Here is a 15993-nt window from a genome sequence, read left to right on the forward strand (position 1 = left end):
GTCGGCAAAGGTGTTTTTGGAGTTGAATATATTGCAAAGTGACGATCCGGCAGATCAAGATTCAAGCTCGAATATCGTCCCATTGAGGCAGGATCGCGAACCGGTTGTCGAATTCTGGTACGAATTCGCTTCGACCTATAGTTATCTCACAGCCATGCGCATCGAAGCGCTTGCCGCTGATTTCGGTGTCAGCGTCGCCTGGAGGCCTTTTTTGCTTGGGCCTATCTTCAAAAAACAAGGCTGGAATACATCCCCTTTCAACCTTCAGCCGGCAAAGGGCCGCTACATGTGGTGCGACATGGAGCGCCAGTGTGAGCGATACGGTTTGCCATTCCAGATGCCCAGTCCCTTTCCGCAAAATGGGCTTTTGGCGGCAAGGATCGCGTTTGCCGGCCGGGATCAGCCGTGGATCGGAGCATTTAGCCGGGCGGTCTATATTGCAGAATTCGGGCAAGGGTTGGAGATTGAGGACGAAGCCCTGATGGCCGATCTTCTCATTGAGGTTGGCGCACCGGCCAAGCAGGCACTGGCTGATGCGGTTTCGCCAGAAACGAAAATCGGACTGCGTGCTGCAGTGAGCGAAGCTGAGAAGCTTGGAATTTTCGGTGCCCCCAGTTTTGTTGCTCCGAACGGTGCCCTCTTTTGGGGCGATGATCGCCTTGAGCAGGCATTGGAAACCGTTAGGGCGAGCGCTTAAGAATTTGCGTGTTCAAGGGCTTTGTAAAGCAAGGCCGGGGACAGCGGTTTGGTCAAGACTTCCTGAAAACCTGCCTGTCGCAAGCGTTGATCGCCAATAGACTCGAGTGCAGCGGTGACTGCAATGAGCGGGAGCTCGCTGCCTTGTTCTAGGTTGCGCAGCTCTTCTGCCGTTTCGAGGCCACTCATGCCGGGCATGTGCAGATCCAGAAGTGCAGCGTCATATATTTCTTTTTGAACCAGCCCGATGGCCTGTTCACCGGAATGCGCGATGTCGCATGACATCCCGAAGGACTCAAGCAGAGCGGCTAGAAGCCTGCAATTGGTTTCGTTGTCGTCGACCACCAGGACGTGCAGCGTCATGCCGGGACGCGATGCAACGGGTTCCGTGCCAGATGAGGGTGCCGGATCCGTCAACCGTTCGATTGCATCTTGTGTTTCCAGCGGGATCTGCACTTCAAAGCAGCTTCCGCCACTTTTGGGCTGAGCCAGTCTGAGCCGTCCCTTCATTTCTCTCACGAGTTCTGCGGTACCCCAGAGTCCGAGACCGGTGCCGGGAGCAGAAGCCTTGCCATGACGGCCCCGAACAAAGGGCCTGAAGAGACGGTCTCTTTCGTCGGGATCTATCCCAGGTCCGGTGTCCGTAATTGAAAGACTGACCCAGTATTCGTCGTCGCCAAGCGAAGCTGAGGTTTCTTCCGGTGTCATGGCCGACAGTTCGACGATGATGCCTCCGGCGTCCGTGTATTTGACGGCGTTGTCCAGCAGCGATGTGAGCACTCGGCGGAGCGACCCACCTTTGCGGATCATTTTTCCCCTTACGTCTTCTTCACAGACAACATCAAGTGTCAGGCTTCTTGCCTCAGCAACCGGGCGAAAGAGATCGGTCACCTCAAGCATGATTTCGGAAATCCGATAGTGGGACGAAAGGGTGTCCTCAACCTGTTCCCCAGCATTCAGGAGATCGCCGGTGAGCTGCGTCAGGGCATCAATGGAGCGTATCAGGACCGACAGTTGCTCTGCCTGGGCAACGTCCAGAGACCCCTCACCGATCATTTCAGCCGTCAGCCGCATGGCCGCAAGCGGGGTTCTGAGATCGTGGGCCAGAAGCGCAATCTTCGCGCCATCTTCATCATGATTTGCCATGAAGCCCATGTCCTTCGCCAGTTTCACGCCAAAAGGGCTTGCCGAACCATCGGGGAAAAGCCAATCTGACTACATTCGTGCTTACCTTGCGGGCACATCGCTGTCCATCCGGTCCTTCAGGACCGGCTGTTTCGTCAACTGTTCTGCCACCAAACCCGGTTGAAAAGCGCTTTTGCGGCGCAGTGTTTCATGCTTGCTCAAAACTTTGCCATTGTTGCTCCGGTTTTCCTGCTCATCGGGATCGGTTATGCACTTGCCCGTTTCAAGGTTCTTGCTCAAACCGTCAGCGAGGCACTGGGTCAATTCGTCTACGTCGTTGCCATTCCCATCCTGATTTTCCGTACTTTGACAAATGCGGACTTGTCGGCAGGGTTTCCTTTTGAGCTTTGGGCCGCCTATTTCGTTGGTGTCGGTGTTGCCTGGGCGCTTGGAACCCTGGTTATTCGGAAGGGCTTCGGACGAGATGCCCGCGCCGGAGCGATTGGCGGAATATCCGCTGCATTTGCCAATACCGTTCTTGTCGGGTTGCCTCTGGTGGCAGCTGTTTACGGCGACGAGGGCCTGGTGCCTCTTCTTTTGGTGATTTCGGTTCACTTGGCAATCATGACGGTGGCGATGGCCATTGTCATGGAGCGTGCTGCAGCGATTGACAGCGGCGAGCCTTTGCCTCCGCTCGGCCGGTTGCTTTCAGGCGCACTGAAGAGCCTGATGAAAAATCCCATTGTCGTTACCATCGTACTCGCCTTTTTCTGGCGGCTGACCGGCTTTGACCTACCGGAAATCGGGCAGGATGTTCTGAACAGGATTGCTGCTACGGCGCTGCCACTTGCGCTGTTGTCTCTCGGCATGAGCCTTGTTCAATACGGCATGCGTGGCAATGTGCTTCCGGGCGTTCTGCTCAGCGTGATCAAGATCCTCATCATGCCGGGCGTGGTCTTTGCTGTCAGCGCGTTTGTCTTTCAGTTGCCTCCGCTCTGGACGGCTGTTGCAACTTTGACGGCCGGATGCCCAACGGGCATTAACGCGTATATATTCGCGAACCGATACGGAACCGGTCACGCCATGTCGGCAAATGCGATTACGATGACCACATTATGCGCCATCGTGACGACCAGCCTCTGGATCGGTTTTTTGGAAATCTGGTTCAAGTTGAGCTAGAGCTCGAGCCGCCGTCGCAATTCGGCGTGTGTCATGCCCAATTCGCGCAAAGATCTGAGGCTCGTGTCCTTGCTGGATTTCGACAATTTGCGGCCGTCGGCTCCCAAAATCAGACGATGATGACGATAGCGCGGTTCCGGCAGATCCAGCAATTCCTGCAAGACCCGATGCACACTGGTCGCGTGATAGAGGTCCTTTCCTCGTAAAACGTCTGTAATGCCCTGGCGCGCATCGTCAACCACCACGGACAGATGATAGCTCGTCGGCGTGTCCTTGCGGGCGAGAACCACATCTCCCCAGGCCGCTGCCTCGACCGCAATCTGCTGATCGGGCTGGAACAGCGCTTTGCCCTCTGAACCGCCTTCCTGCCAGCTTAGTGGCTTGCCAATTTTCGAAAGAGCGTCTGCCATATTCAGGCGCAAAGCAAAGGGAGCGTCGCTCGAGGCCCTGGCCTTGCGTTCCCGCTCGGTCAAAACGGCATGGTCTCCCGGATAGATAGGTGCGCCGTCCGGATCACGCGGCCAGATCCTGCCGTTGGTCTCGTAGTCGGCGACAAATGTCCGGATTTCTGCGCGCGTCAGGTAGGCGGCATAAACAAGTCCGAGGTCCTGGAGCTGTTCAAGAGCTTTGCGGTAGTGCTCGAATGCCTGCGACTGGCGAAGCAAAGGCTCTTCCAGCGGTACACCCAACCAGTCGAGATCTTCGAGCATTTCCCGCTCCAGATCAGGCGTGCAGCGCGTCAGGTCGATATCTTCCAATCTAAGCAGAAAACGTCCGTTCAACGCGTTGGCAGCTCTGACATTCAAGAGTGCGGACAGGGCATGCCCGAGGTGCAGATGTCCGTTGGGCGAAGGGGCAAACCGGAAGGCGGGTCGGGACATGAAGGTGGTGAGCCGGGTTGACGGATTGGAGTTGGTCGTTCAAGTCCTACCTACCATTCCCTGTCTGTCATGCAAATCTGCTGAAGCTATCACACCGATCATGAAACCGATTGCCACATCAGATGATATCGAGGCAGGCCTGCGTGGACTGGAAACCCTTGATCCAAGGCTTTCAACGATCGCCTTGGCCGCGGGTGAACTTCCGTTGCGGCGAAGGGCTGCTGACTTTGAAGGTCTTGCCCAAATCATCACTGGTCAGCAGGTTTCCGTTGCGAGCGCTGCCGCAATATTTGCGCGATTGCAAACGCTCGTGCAGCCACTGACTTCAGATCGTCTGAAGGCCTTTTCGGACGAAGATCTTGCCGGCGCTGGGCTTTCCAGACCGAAGATCCGTACGCTACGCGCCGTTTCACTGGCTTGCCAATCCGGCCTGGACCTCGCTCAACTGGCCGAGGCGCCTGCCGACGAGGCACATGCCCAGCTGTGTTCGATCAAGGGTATTGGCCGCTGGACGGCAGATATTTTCCTGCTTTTTTGTGCCGGCCATCCTGACATTTTTCCAAGCGGCGATCTTGCGCTTCAGATTGCGGTTCGTGATGCGCTTGAGCTGCAGGAAAAGCCGGATCCCAAGCAGCTCGATGAGATTGCGTCAGCCTGGTCGCCACATCGTGGCGTGGCTGCGCGTCTCTTCTGGGCCTGGTATCGAGTTCAGAAGCAGGGGCGGGAAACCATGCCTGTTTGAGGTCGTCTCAGCTGCCGATCAATGCGTCGACCGATCTTAGCAGCAGGTCGATGTCTTCTGGTCTGGACAGACGATGGTCTCCGTCAGGAACGACGGACAATGTCACGTCATCCTGCGGCAATGCATCGACAAGACGTTCGGCGTGTTGTCGTGGTACGTCGGGATCCTCAGCACCCTGCAGAATTGTGATCGGACACCCAAGAAAAAGCGGCTTGTCGAAAAGCAGGTGCCGGCGTCCGTCTTCGATCAGTTTGCGTGTGATTACATATGGGCTGTCGTCGTAAGCCGACGGTTGGGACCAGCGTCCACTGGTGAGGATGGTTTCCCGAATCTCGTCGGTAAACCGCTGTTTCCACATCAGCTCCTCGGTGAAGTCGATAGCAGGAGCGATCAGAACCAGTCCCTTGATTTTCCCAGTTTCCTTTCGTTTCAATGCAAGCAGAAGTGCAATCCAGCCGCCCATAGAGGAGCCGACCAGAACTGTTTCCTTGTCTGCAAAGCTGTCGAAAACGGCTGTTGCCTCTTCCAGCCAATCCGAAACACAGGCGTCTTCAAATTTGCCGCCGGATTGTCCGTGACCGGAATAGTCAAACCGGACCACCTGCTTGCCAAGACTTTCACCGTGAGCAGCAAGCGCTTCGGCCTTCGTGCCGGACATGTCGGATTTGAAGCCGGACAGCCAAAAAAGACCGGGCGCTTCTCCGGCGTCTTTCAAAACCGCGATCTTCCGCAAAGAGTCGTTTTTTCCGACCGAGATGAATTGCGGTTCTTGCGCACCCATATTAAGGCTCTCAACATAGTCTATTTCTTCTGCTCTGCCTTTGGCACACACATCCCGCCTTGAAAAGCACTTTGGAGGCCTCAATTGCCGCCCCTGCCCCCGGCCACGACTGTTTTGCAAGTGATCCCGGACCTGAATTCGGGCGGAGCTGAACGCACGACACTCGATGTTGCACGGGCGATTGTTGAAGACGGTGCTCAGGCGTTGGTCGTCAGCCAGGGCGGTCAGTTGGTGCCGGAGCTGGAGTCCTTCGGAGCCGAGCACATCGTGCTTCCGGTGAAGTCCAAGAACCCGGTGACTCTCTGGAAAAATACCAAAAGGCTCGCGACTCTCATTTCGGAACGTGGTGTGGATCTCATTCACGCAAGAAGCAGAGCTCCTGCCTGGTCGGCGCTGAGGGCAGCGAGACGCACGAATGTCCCATTTGTGACCACTTACCACGGCACCTACAATCAATCGAATGCACTCAAGGCATACTACAATTCCGTGATGGCGCGCGGTGATGCCGTGATCGCCAATTCTGAATTCATTGCCAAACTGATTGGCAAACGACATCCCTTTGCCAAATCCCGCATCACAATTATCCCGCGGGGGTCGGACCTGAAGAGCCTGGATCCGGATAATGTCAGTGCGTTGCGTCAACAGGCACTTAAAGACAGCTGGGGGATTCCAAACGGCCATCCGATCATCATGAACATGGCTCGTCTGACGGCCTGGAAGGGGCAGTCCGTTCTGATCGAAGCGATGGCGCTTCTGAAAGATGATGGCCTGAGCGAACCGATTGCGATTTTGGCCGGCGATGCGCAAGGGCGCGACGGATATGTTGCCGAGTTGAAAAATCAGATTGCAGGTCTTGGCCTTCATGATCGGGTGAGGCTTGTGGGTCATTGTGCCGATGTACCGGCAGCGATGGCACTGTCGGACCTTGCGGTGGTTGCCTCTGTCGAGCCGGAAGCCTTTGGCCGTGCTGCTGTCGAGGCGCAGGCCGCGTCGGTGCCGGTGATTGTTTCCAATCTGGGAGCGGTGCCGGAAACGGTGCTAGCGCCACCGGATGTTCCGGGTTCTCAACGAACAGGCTGGCGGGTTACCGCAAGTGATCCTCAGGCTCTGGCTGATGCCATAAGGTCGGCGTTGCTAATGGATGAAAAATCAAAAAGAGACCTGACAAGCCGCGCACTTGCTCATGTGCAACAAAACTTCACAGTCGAAACGATGTGCGCCAGAACGCTTGCGGTCTATGAAGGGCTCTTGACCCGTCGCTCCAATGCAGACTGAGATCAGTTCGGTCTGAGTGCCAAGAAGACTGCTTTGCAGCCAATCAAAACCTAGCGATAGGCTCAAGCCGCGAGCGGGTAGGCTTCTTCAACCAGATAAGGTCCACCCCCTACGCTTGCTTTGGCAGAAAACAGAACAAATCTGCCGGCAACAAAGGGCTGTGCCTGAAAGTTGCCGCGCTCACTGAGCCATTTGGCCACATCCTCGTTGGTCGACGACCTGCAACGCGCCACCGTGACATGCGGAACGTATTTTCGTCGTTCTGCGGGCAGGTGCAGCCGCTGAATGATCCGTTCCTGTTCGGCTTGCAATTCGGCGAGCTCTGCATTCGGCTCGACGCGAGCCCAGACCGCGTGTGGCTTGCCATTGCCGAAGGAACCGAGCCCGTTTAGCCGGATTTCAATCGGATCCCGGCGGATCCGGTCGAGGGCGGCTGCAACTTCATCTGCTGTCCGGTCATCTATGTCACCGATGAACCGAAGTGTGATGTGAAAGTTCTCGGGATCGATCCAGCGAGCACCCCGAAGGCCTCCCCGGAGCATAGAAAGCATGAGTGCCGTCTCTGACGGTATCTCAAGGCCTGTAAATAGGCGCGGCATGGGTGTTCCCTCCGCTGTCGCTGATAAATCCCATGAGGAATCAACTTCATGAAAATCGCAAGAAAAAAATCTAAGTGTCTGAAAAATGTATGAAAAACACTACTCAAATGTGAAAACGCCGCGCCAGAAGATCTCTGGCACGGCATCTGATGTGATTTGATTCTCAAAGACCTGCAGTTGCAATCAAGGTGCGGGATTGCCGAATTCCTGGTGGATTTCGTCGATCTTTTCCAAGATGTCATCACTGAGAACGAGGTCGGCCGCGCCAATGTCAGTTTCGAGCTGGTCCATTCTTGTCGCGCCGATGATGACAGAGGTCATGAAAGATCTGGACTTGGCAAATGCGATCGCCAGCTGAGAAGGGTCAAGGCCGGCTTTGCTGGCAAGGGCATGATAGGCATCCACCGCCTGGAGCGTGCGCGGATGCTCATAGCGCTGCATGCGATTGAAGAGGGTTTTGCGTGCTCCGGCCGGCAGCGCCCCGTTGCGGTATTTACCGGTCAAATAGCCTTGAGCGAGGGAAGAATAGGCCAGAAGCCCGACATCTTCCCTGCGGGCGATTTCTGCAATGCCAGTCTCGAAGGTTCGGTTGACGAAGGAATAGGCATTTTGAATGGAGACCACGCGTGGCAGGTCGAACACGTCAGAGGCTGCCAGATACCGCATTGTTCCCCAGGCGCTTTCGTTTGAAAGGCCGATATGGCGCACTTTTCCTGATTTCACGAGGTCGGACATGACTTCGAGTGTCGATTGGATGCTGTTTTCGTCTTCGGCCGGAATGGCATCTTTCCAGCGTGTCGGCATGGAGCCAAAGCCAGCCTGGTTCCGGTCCGGCCAGTGGATCTGATAGAGATCGATGTAATCAGTCTGCAGGTTTGTCAGGCTGCGATCGACGGCCTGTTCAATCTGCTCACGGGTCAGTTTGCTCTTTTCACCGTTCTTGCGGAACCAGTTCATCTCGGAACGGCCGACAACCTTGGTGGCCATGACGACCTTGTCCCTCTTGCCGCTTTTCTTGAACCAGTTGCCAATGATCCTTTCCGTGCGGCCCTGGGTCTCCTTTTTCGGGGGGATCGGATAGAGCTCGGCTGCGTCAAAAAAATTTATGCCTCTATCGAGAGCATAGTCCATCTGGGCATGACCTTCGGCCTCCGAGTTCTGCTCGCCGTAAGTCATCGTTCCGAGGCAAAGAGCGCTCACATTGATGTCTGTGCGTCCGAGCCGGCGCTGTTCCATCTGGTCTTCCTTCAATTTTCAAGAAAAGGGCATATCTGGCTGCCGAATGGCGCCGGCCCTTATGACGATTGTGCTTTGGCCAACAGGTCTTCAACCTTCGGCAGAATGTTTTCGACAATGACGGCGACGCCATCCGCATTCGGATGCATGCCGTCCGACAGGTTCAAGTCGGGATTCAGTGCGACGCCTTCCAGAAAGAACGGGTACAGCAAGGCTCCATGGGCCTTGGCAACCTCCGAGTAGATCGGGTCGAAGACATCGGCGTATTCCGGGCCAAGATTTCGGGGGGCAAGCATACCGGCCAGCATCACCTCAATTCCACGCTCACGCAGACGCGCGGTGATCTCCTCGATGTTCTTTCTCGTAATCTCCGGAGAAATACCTCTGAGGGCGTCATTGGCACCAAGTTCAACAATCACCGCGTCGGTATCGGGCGCAACAGACCAGTCCAGCCTGGAGAGGCCGCCTGACGTCGTGTCGCCGCTCACACCGGCGTTGACGACTTCTACTGAATGCCCGCGAGAATCCAGCGCTTTTTGCAATTGGGTCGTAAACCCTGCGTCTGGTGGAAGTTGATATCCGGCCGACAGGCTGTCGCCCAGAACCACGAGCTTCAGGTCAGCCGCCTGAGCGGAAACCGGATAAAAGGAATAGAGCAGGATAAAGACAACAGCGATAAGACGGTTCACGCTAACATTCTTTCAGGACTGGAATAGGCGCTACATCGGTCCCATATGGTCGCAATGCGACCAAATGTCGAGGGCATGCAGGCGTCGGAACGACGATCCAGTGTCCACTATAGAGGCCTGACGATGACAAATGCACCCGCGATTGCCCTAAAAAACGTTCATTTGACACTCGGTGAAGGTGCCGGACGTGTTCATATTCTAAAGGGCATCGATCTGGACATTGAAAAAGGAACATCCGTCGGACTCGTGGGTCCGTCCGGCTCCGGCAAATCAACGCTGCTCATGGTTATGGCTGGTCTTGAACGTGCTGATGACGGGTCCGTCAATGTGGCAGGTTCGGAACTTGGACCTCTGAGTGAGGATCAGCTTGCACGGTTTCGGGGGCGCAACGTTGGGATCATCTTTCAGTCGTTTCACCTCGTCCCCAATATGACCGCGCTGGAAAACGTCACTGTTCCGCTCGAGCTGGCTGGAGATCCTTCTGCATACGAAAAAGCGGCTGCCGAGCTTGAAGCCGTCGGTCTTGGTCACAGGATGCACCACTATCCGGCGCAAATGTCCGGAGGCGAACAGCAGCGCGTGGCGGTTGCGCGAGCGCTGGTGGTTGAACCTGAAATTCTTATTGCGGATGAACCGACTGGTAACCTGGATGACAGCACAGGAACACAGATTGTCGATCTGATGTTTTCCGCGCAGCGCGATCGCAAGACAACACTGGTGCTGGTGACGCATGATCCATCGCTGGCAGAGAGATGCGACCGCATGATCAGGGTTCGGTCCGGCGAGATCGAAGAAGCGCTATCAGCCAAATCCGGCATGGAAGAGGTTTCCGCGTGAGCGGCTTTGTTCCCGGAACGACCGGGTCAGGCAACCAGACCTTTCCTCTGGCAACGCGTTTTGCCTTGCGAGAGCTGCGCGGTGGGCTCAAAGGGTTTTACATTTTTATCGCCTGTATCGCTCTTGGCGTTGCCGCAATCGCAGGCGTTACGTCCGTTTCACGGGCCCTCACAGAGGGAATCTCGCGCGAAGGTCAGGCGATTCTCGGCGGCGATCTGTCCTTCCGCCTGATCCACCGCGAAGCCAATGCGGAGGAAGCCGCGTTTCTGGACAGTCTTGGGGCTGTCTCAGGCGTTGCAACGATGCGCGCGATGGCCAGGCGACTGGATGGATCGGAACAGGCTCTGGTCGAATTGAAGGCGGTTGACGACCCTTATCCCCTTTATGGGTCACTCGACCTTCAGTCGGGCCAACCGCTGACAACCGCCATTGCACAACAGGATGGTGTCTGGGGTGCCGTGGCAGACCTCGCCCTACTTGCGCGTCTGAATATTTCCGTTGGTGATACGATTGCGCTCGGGCGCACGACATTGCGTATTTCTGATGTCATTGAAATCGAGCCGGACAAACTTGCTGGCGGCATGGAGTTTGGTCCAAGGCTGATGGTGTCCGAAGCAGCGCTTCCGGATACCGACCTTGTCCAGCCTGGCAGTCTGATACGCTGGCACTACCGCGTTCGGATGGATCCGGCCCCCAGTCTTGAAACGCTTTCAGGAGTGGTGGAAAGCGTGAAGCAGAATCAGCCCGACGCCGAATGGCGCATACGTTCGCGTGCGAATGCCTCGCCTGGTTTGCAGCGCAGTATCGGTCGGTTCGCCCAGTTTTTGACGCTCGTCGGTCTGACCGCACTTGTGGTCGGAGGTGTGGGTGTCGCAAACGCCATCCGGGCGTATCTGGAGACCAAGCGTGAAGTCATTGCCAGTTTCAAGTGCCTGGGTGCGACCGGCGGATTTGTATTCCAGATCTATCTGGTTCAAATGATTGTTCTGGCACTGATCGGGATCGCCATTGGCCTTGTCATTGGTGCTTTGATACCATTTGCGGCTGGTGCGGCATTGTCCGGCGTGTTGCCGGTTCAGCTTGCCGCCAACATCTATCCTGCCGAGCTCGGTCTTGGTTTGATCTATGGACTTCTGACAGCACTTGCATTCGCATTGTGGCCTCTCGGTCGCGCTCATGATGTTCCGCCGACCGCCCTCTTCAGGGATATCGTGACAGGCGGGGCTAAGTTTCCGCGCAAGCGGTATCTGTTCGCAACCATGGTCACGGTTGTGGCCCTGGCCGCCATTGCAATTCTGCTTGCTCACGACAAGACCATTGCCGGAGTTTACATCGTCGCTTCAGCGGGTGCGTTCCTTTTGCTTGTGATTGTTGCGCGTCTGATCATGTTTGCCGCGAAGCGCCTGCCGAGCGTCAGATCTACGGAACTGCGCCTGGCAATTGCCAATATTCACCGCCCTGGTGCCTTGACACCTTCTGTTGTTTTGTCGCTGGGTCTTGGGCTGTCCTTGTTGGTGGCACTCGCGCTGATCGATGGCAACCTGCGGCGGGAATTGACGGCCACGATTGCCGATCAGGCGCCAAGCTTCTTCTTTGTCGATATCCAAAGTCATGAACGCGACACCTTCCAGACGCTACTTGAGGACGAAGCGCCGAACGCCAACCTCCAAAGCGTGCCCATGTTGCGCGGCAGGATCGTGAGCCTGAACAACATCCCGTCTGAGGATTTCGTGCCGGCACAAGATGGCTCGGACTGGGTTCTTCGCGGTGACCGTGGCATCACATACGAGGCCACGATTCCGGATAATTCCACGTTGTCGGCAGGAGAATGGTGGCCGGAAGACTACAACGGCATACCATTGGTTTCATTCGACGCCGAGGCCGCGACAGACCTTGGGTTGGTTATTGGCGACAAGGTCACGGTCAACGTCTTGGGCCGGGAAATTACCGCAGAGATCGCCAACATGAGGGACGTTGAATGGCAGTCCTTGGCAATCAACTTCGTCATGGTCTTTTCGCCGAACACCTTTGCGGGTGCTCCTCATGCCCATCTCATGACACTCGGCTGGGACGAAGAAGTGCCGACGGACGCTGAGCTGGCGCTTTTGAAAACCGTATCAAACACGTTCCCGACCGTAACTGCGGTTCGCGTCAAGGACGCCATATCCCAGGTCAATGATCTGGTGGCACAGCTTGCCTGGGCCATCCGGGGAGCAAGCTCGATCACGCTGATTGCGAGTGTGCTTGTTCTGGCAGGTGCGTTGGCTGCCGGCCACCGCAGTCGCATTTACGATGCCGTTATACTCAAGACATTGGGTGCCACACGCACACGCCTGATCATTGCCTACGGCCTCGAATACGCGATCCTCGGATTGGTGACCGCCCTTTTTGCTCTGGTGGCCGGAGGTGTGGCAGCCTGGTACGTGATCACTCAGATCATGGGTGGATCGTTCGTCGTCATGCCGGTTACAGCTGCGGGTGCCGCGCTTGTTGCACTCGTCCTGACAGTCGGCTTCGGCCTGATCGGCACTTGGCGCGTGTTGGGTGAAAAGCCGGCCCCGGTTCTTAGAAACCTCTAAGACCTCGACTGACACAAGCGACCTGATGTGGAAATTATCCATGTCAGGAAACTTTCATGAAAAACAGGCGCTTTCGGTCAAACTTCGGCCCGACGCCGCTTGCATGCTGTTTTGATCTTGGCTATCCGACTAGGGCCTAGAGTAAACAGGGGCTAGTTCCATGCTTGAATTCACTAAAAAAACCATTCTCAGATCACTGGCCAAAGGCGTGGTACTTGCTGCCGCAACGACGTTTTCGTTTGGTCAGCCCGCATTTGCGGAAAGCCCGTTTCATACCGGCGTCTGGCAATTGAATACAAAAGATGGGCCGCGTGGGCTTGTGGTCAGCGACTGGCTGGTGTTCGAAGACGGACTGCCAAAGCGCTGGCTCTATCGCCGCGCCGGCACAAATGATCAGAACCAGTTCGATTTCTTTACCCGTACGATCAACGACAGCGGTTATACGCCGGTCGGCATCCGTGTTTACCGGACGGGTGAACACGCGATGAAATACACGCTGGCACCGAAGGGTGAAGAGCCGTTTGAAGTGACGGCCGAGCGTCTGTCCATTCCGAATTACAAGAACTCCTGTCTTTCAGTTGAGAAAAAAGGCAACCGGTTCTACCGGACCTGGAACGGAACGGCGTCTTCAAATCTCAAGAAGATGAAGCTGTCTAAAAGCCGGCTGACCGTTGATGGAGACGCTCGCAATGTCACCGTTGAGGAAGTTCGTGTCGGCCGCATGGGCATTATGGAAGACGGCAAACCGCTGGCGTTTCTGACGGATGCTGGTGGTGACTACGCTGTTTTGCAGTGGTTCAAGCCTGGCGTTTCGGTCGAACAGATGCGTGACAAAGAACGCGAAATCCTCGATTTTGCCTCCGAAGAGGTGGTTCGCAACCCTGGCGGGGACTGCGATCGGCAAATTGCATCGCGCCTGAAAGCGATGAAATAAGCGCTGATTCAGACTATTTGGGTAATTGTTGCGGGTTTGAGCGGAAAAGATTACGATTTTTTCAGGAAAACCGTCTTGAGCTTAGGTTCGCATTTTCCCATATGTTGAGGGAGTTGTGCTGCACGTAAGTTCACGTGCTTCTATCTAAAAGGGGAATACCACGACCATGTCGACCTTTGACCGTCAATCTCAGGGTGCCTACTCGGTTGCCGGCGCACGCGCCGAGGCCGGCATCGATCAGGGCCTGCGCAGCTATATGCTGGGTGTCTACAACTATATGACACTCGGCCTCGCGCTGACCGGCTTCCTCGCACTCGGCACGTATATGCTGGCTGTCAGCAATCCTGCCGTTGCACAAACGCTCTTCAGTGGGCCGATTTACTTCGTGCTGCTGTTTGCGCCGCTCGGAATGGTTCTCTGGCTGTCCGCGCGCATTCAGTCGATGAGCGCTAGCACCGCCAGAACAATGTTCTTGGTCTACGCGTCCATCATGGGCATTTCGCTTGCGCCGATCTTTATGGTCTATACCGGTGGCTCCATTGCACGGGTGTTCTTCATCACCGCCGCATCCTTCGGCGCGTTGAGCATCTTCGGTTACACCACCAAAAAAGACCTGTCTGGTTGGGGTTCGTTCCTGATGATGGGCCTGATCGGCATCATCATCGCTTCGATCGTCAACATCTTCCTGGCATCGTCTGCTCTGATGTTTGCCGTTTCAGTGATCGGTGTTCTGGTGTTTGCCGGCCTCACGGCTTACGACACCCAGCAGATCAAGGAAATGTACTACGAAGGTGACAGCAGTGAAGTCGCCACGAAGAAGTCCGTCATGGGCGCTCTTCGTCTGTACCTCGACTTCATCAACCTGTTCCTGATGCTGTTGTCGCTGTTCGGCAATCGCGAATAAGCTGCACTGCAACTGAAACTGAAAAGCCCGGCTCTTTTGCCGGGCTTTTTTGTGTCTGGAACGGGAAATCGGATCAGGCGTCCACGACGCGAAGATGCTTTTTCTTTTCAAGGACCTTGAGCACCTGTGCGAGGTCGTGGCCACGCTTCAGGATCATGCCGCCTGTGGCGACCACAGAATATGCGCCCTGCCGCCGCGCTAGCTTTGGGTCTTTCTCAATTCGAAAAAGCGGCATCTCCGAGGATCGGCGAAAGACGGAAAAGACTGCCTTGTCCTTTAGAAGGTCGATCGCGTAGTCGCGCCATTCACCATCCGCAACCATGCGGCCGTAGAGCCGGAGGATGGTATCAAGTTCTTTTCGATGAAATGAAACGACAGGTCTTGGAGGGGGAGCCGGTTGGCTTTGCGGTGAGAGGGTCAATCTCGCACCGCGCTGAAACGCGCTGTCATCGGCTTCGCTCATTCCGCCTCCATTTCCGTTTGCGGTTTCGCTTGAAACGAGAATCACGCCTGAATCCCGTTTGTCACCCAGCTGTCATGATGCGTTGGCATAGGCCCCGATGGCAAGCCCACAAATGAAAGAACGGCACATACGTCAGTTTTTACGTCAAAATTGCCGAGTAAAAAGCCGATGAGATGAGGGCGCTCAATGTAACGGTGGTTTGCCTTGAAAGAACGCCTAAATTTCCTTGATTTTGCCGCATTCCAGCCCTTGGCCAGCCATTTTGGCGCACCATATTAGCACCATACCCTGATGGGTATGGCCAGTAGGGATCGCGGAATGCATTAGCCCCCCAGCCCCCCGGGGTTCTTACCAGCCAGCCAGATTTAGTGAGTCAAACATCAGGGCACCTGAAGGGCCGGCGTAAAGCCGGCCCTTTTCATTTTCCGGATCCTGTTGTCGAGCGCCATCATTCGCAATCAATCGAACAGCGAAACTGGCAACCCATCTTTTTGTCAATCGCAACGGATTGCCTCTTTTCCGTCCCGTTGCTTGATGTATCCTTTCAAAAGAATGACTACGGACCTGATTGATCTCCGCGCGGCCCGAGCCGCTGATTGTGAGGCGCTAGCCGGTATTCATAGTGAAGCCTGGCTTGGAGCCTACAGGGGCGTATTGCACGGTGTTGATCTTCAAAAGATGATCTCACGCCGGGGAACCGGCTGGTGGCGGGGCGCTCTTGCGAGAGGCGTTGAAATCAAAATTCTCAGCATAGCCGACACGCCTGCAGGATATGCAACCTATGGCCCCTGCCGTCTGCACAGAACCGGAATGGACGGTGAAATCTATGAACTTTACCTGAAGCCCGAGTATCAGGGCCTCGGGTTCGGGCGTACGCTTTTTGAAAGCGTTCAGGATACGTTGGAAACCAGAAACCTGTCCGGTATTGCCATCCAGGTGCTCAGTGAAAACAAACCCGCCAGGGCGTTCTACAAGGCCGTTGGTGGACGGCTTGCGGCAAAGTCATGGTACCGGTTGGGTGGTCGGCGTTTGGAACTGTCGATCTATGTGTGGCCAGCCACCGGCGGCTGACT

At 55.8% G+C, this 15993-nt stretch carries 16 protein-coding genes; 9 read left to right on the forward strand and 7 right to left on the reverse strand.

Annotation, left to right across the window (positions count from 1 at the left end; all coding sequences use genetic code 11):
* Positions 1 to 22: 22 nt before the first annotated feature.
* Complete coding sequence (locus FIV00_RS01670) at positions 23 to 697, forward strand: 2-hydroxychromene-2-carboxylate isomerase (protein ID WP_371419561.1); 675 nt, start codon at positions 23 to 25, stop codon at positions 695 to 697.
* Here the strand turns inward: FIV00_RS01670 and FIV00_RS01675 are convergent.
* Positions 694 to 1842 carry a response regulator gene (locus tag FIV00_RS01675; protein ID WP_152499188.1) on the reverse strand — a complete coding sequence of 383 codons (1149 nt, stop codon included), beginning with the start codon at positions 1840 to 1842 and terminating at the stop codon, positions 694 to 696. The two genes, FIV00_RS01670 and FIV00_RS01675, sit on opposite strands and share 4 nt — an antisense overlap.
* 189 nt (positions 1843 to 2031) lie before the next feature.
* Here FIV00_RS01675 and FIV00_RS01680 point away from each other — a divergent pair, with 189 nt between their 5' ends.
* Entirely contained in the window at positions 2032 to 3000 is a 969-nt protein-coding gene (locus FIV00_RS01680; RefSeq protein WP_152499189.1) for an AEC family transporter, read from the forward strand.
* Here the strand turns inward: FIV00_RS01680 and gluQRS are convergent.
* On the reverse strand, positions 2997 to 3881 hold the full coding sequence (gene gluQRS, locus FIV00_RS01685) for a tRNA glutamyl-Q(34) synthetase GluQRS (protein WP_152499190.1): 885 nt from the start codon (positions 3879 to 3881) through the stop codon (positions 2997 to 2999). The two genes, FIV00_RS01680 and gluQRS, sit on opposite strands and share 4 nt — an antisense overlap.
* A 100-nt stretch (positions 3882 to 3981) precedes the next feature.
* On the opposite strand from gluQRS, the gene FIV00_RS01690 reads away from it, so the two are divergent.
* On the forward strand, positions 3982 to 4623 hold the full coding sequence (locus FIV00_RS01690; protein ID WP_152504072.1) for a DNA-3-methyladenine glycosylase: 642 nt from the start codon (positions 3982 to 3984) through the stop codon (positions 4621 to 4623).
* Positions 4624 to 4630: 7 nt separating this feature from the next.
* Here the strand turns inward: FIV00_RS01690 and FIV00_RS01695 are convergent, their stop codons facing one another.
* Positions 4631 to 5404, reverse strand: a complete 774-nt coding sequence (locus FIV00_RS01695; RefSeq protein ID WP_152499191.1) for a carboxylesterase — start codon at positions 5402 to 5404, stop codon at positions 4631 to 4633.
* A gap of 84 nt (positions 5405 to 5488) precedes the next feature.
* Between FIV00_RS01695 and FIV00_RS01700 the strand changes: the two genes are divergently transcribed.
* Positions 5489 to 6679, forward strand: a complete 1191-nt coding sequence (locus FIV00_RS01700; RefSeq protein ID WP_209006776.1) for a glycosyltransferase family 4 protein — start codon at positions 5489 to 5491, stop codon at positions 6677 to 6679.
* 62 nt (positions 6680 to 6741) lie between these two features.
* Here the strand turns inward: FIV00_RS01700 and thpR are convergent, their stop codons facing one another.
* From thpR to FIV00_RS01715, 3 genes are all read right to left on the reverse strand, one after another.
* Positions 6742 to 7278: an RNA 2',3'-cyclic phosphodiesterase gene (gene thpR / locus FIV00_RS01705; protein ID WP_152499192.1), complete on the reverse strand. Its 537-nt coding sequence runs from the start codon at positions 7276 to 7278 to the stop codon at positions 6742 to 6744.
* A 183-nt stretch (positions 7279 to 7461) separates the two neighbouring features.
* Positions 7462 to 8514 (reverse strand): NADP(H)-dependent aldo-keto reductase, encoded by a 1053-nt coding sequence (locus tag FIV00_RS01710; RefSeq protein ID WP_152499193.1) that lies wholly within the window; start codon positions 8512 to 8514, stop codon positions 7462 to 7464.
* A 59-nt stretch (positions 8515 to 8573) separates the two neighbouring features.
* Positions 8574 to 9203 (reverse strand): arylesterase, encoded by a 630-nt coding sequence (locus FIV00_RS01715; RefSeq protein ID WP_152499194.1) that lies wholly within the window; start codon positions 9201 to 9203, stop codon positions 8574 to 8576.
* A gap of 123 nt (positions 9204 to 9326) precedes the next feature.
* On the opposite strand from FIV00_RS01715, the gene FIV00_RS01720 reads away from it, so the two are divergent.
* The 4 genes from FIV00_RS01720 (at position 9327) to FIV00_RS01735 (ending at position 14457) form a co-directional block, all read left to right on the forward strand.
* Positions 9327 to 10040: an ABC transporter ATP-binding protein gene (locus FIV00_RS01720; protein WP_152499195.1), complete on the forward strand. Its 714-nt coding sequence runs from the start codon at positions 9327 to 9329 to the stop codon at positions 10038 to 10040.
* Positions 10037 to 12619 carry an ABC transporter permease gene (locus FIV00_RS01725; protein ID WP_247649323.1) on the forward strand — a complete coding sequence of 861 codons (2583 nt, stop codon included), beginning with the start codon at positions 10037 to 10039 and terminating at the stop codon, positions 12617 to 12619. Before FIV00_RS01720 ends, FIV00_RS01725 begins: the two co-directional genes overlap by 4 nt.
* A gap of 160 nt (positions 12620 to 12779) precedes the next feature.
* Positions 12780 to 13553: a hypothetical protein gene (locus tag FIV00_RS01730; RefSeq protein WP_152499197.1), complete on the forward strand. Its 774-nt coding sequence runs from the start codon at positions 12780 to 12782 to the stop codon at positions 13551 to 13553.
* A 166-nt stretch (positions 13554 to 13719) separates the two neighbouring features.
* Positions 13720 to 14457 (forward strand): Bax inhibitor-1/YccA family protein, encoded by a 738-nt coding sequence (locus FIV00_RS01735; protein WP_152499198.1) that lies wholly within the window; start codon positions 13720 to 13722, stop codon positions 14455 to 14457.
* Between the two features lie 73 nt (positions 14458 to 14530).
* Here FIV00_RS01735 and FIV00_RS01740 read toward each other — a convergent pair whose 3' ends face one another.
* The gene (locus tag FIV00_RS01740) at positions 14531 to 14920 is read right to left on the reverse strand and encodes a DUF2794 domain-containing protein (RefSeq protein ID WP_152499199.1); all 390 of its coding nucleotides are present in this window, start codon (positions 14918 to 14920) and stop codon (positions 14531 to 14533) included.
* Between the two features lie 552 nt (positions 14921 to 15472).
* Here FIV00_RS01740 and FIV00_RS01745 point away from each other — a divergent pair.
* Positions 15473 to 15991, forward strand: a complete 519-nt coding sequence (locus FIV00_RS01745) for a GNAT family N-acetyltransferase (RefSeq protein ID WP_152499200.1) — start codon at positions 15473 to 15475, stop codon at positions 15989 to 15991.
* Positions 15992 to 15993 lie beyond the last annotated feature (2 nt).

The sequence above is a fragment of the Labrenzia sp. THAF82 genome (assembly GCF_009363435.1).
Taxonomy (GTDB): Bacteria; Pseudomonadota; Alphaproteobacteria; order Rhizobiales; family Stappiaceae; genus Roseibium; species Roseibium porphyridii.

What these genes read in the sequence shown, in the direction of transcription:
- FIV00_RS01675 (WP_152499188.1), bottom strand. Translation starts at nt 1,842, where the DNA reads ATGGCAAATCATGATGAAGATGGCGCGAAGATTGCGCTTCTGGCCCAC.
- FIV00_RS01680 (WP_152499189.1), top strand. Translation starts at nt 2,032, where the DNA reads ATGCTTGCTCAAAACTTTGCCATTGTTGCTCCGGTTTTCCTGCTCATC.
- gluQRS (WP_152499190.1), bottom strand. Translation starts at nt 3,881, where the DNA reads ATGTCCCGACCCGCCTTCCGGTTTGCCCCTTCGCCCAACGGACATCTG.
- FIV00_RS01690 (WP_152504072.1), top strand. Translation starts at nt 3,982, where the DNA reads ATGAAACCGATTGCCACATCAGATGATATCGAGGCAGGCCTGCGTGGA.
- FIV00_RS01695 (WP_152499191.1), bottom strand. Translation starts at nt 5,404, where the DNA reads ATGGGTGCGCAAGAACCGCAATTCATCTCGGTCGGAAAAAACGACTCT.
- thpR (WP_152499192.1), bottom strand. Translation starts at nt 7,278, where the DNA reads ATGCCGCGCCTATTTACAGGCCTTGAGATACCGTCAGAGACGGCACTC.
- FIV00_RS01710 (WP_152499193.1), bottom strand. Translation starts at nt 8,514, where the DNA reads ATGGAACAGCGCCGGCTCGGACGCACAGACATCAATGTGAGCGCTCTT.
- FIV00_RS01720 (WP_152499195.1), top strand. Translation starts at nt 9,327, where the DNA reads ATGACAAATGCACCCGCGATTGCCCTAAAAAACGTTCATTTGACACTC.
- FIV00_RS01730 (WP_152499197.1), top strand. Translation starts at nt 12,780, where the DNA reads ATGCTTGAATTCACTAAAAAAACCATTCTCAGATCACTGGCCAAAGGC.
- FIV00_RS01735 (WP_152499198.1), top strand. Translation starts at nt 13,720, where the DNA reads ATGTCGACCTTTGACCGTCAATCTCAGGGTGCCTACTCGGTTGCCGGC.
- FIV00_RS01740 (WP_152499199.1), bottom strand. Translation starts at nt 14,920, where the DNA reads ATGAGCGAAGCCGATGACAGCGCGTTTCAGCGCGGTGCGAGATTGACC.
- FIV00_RS01745 (WP_152499200.1), top strand. Translation starts at nt 15,473, where the DNA reads ATGACTACGGACCTGATTGATCTCCGCGCGGCCCGAGCCGCTGATTGT.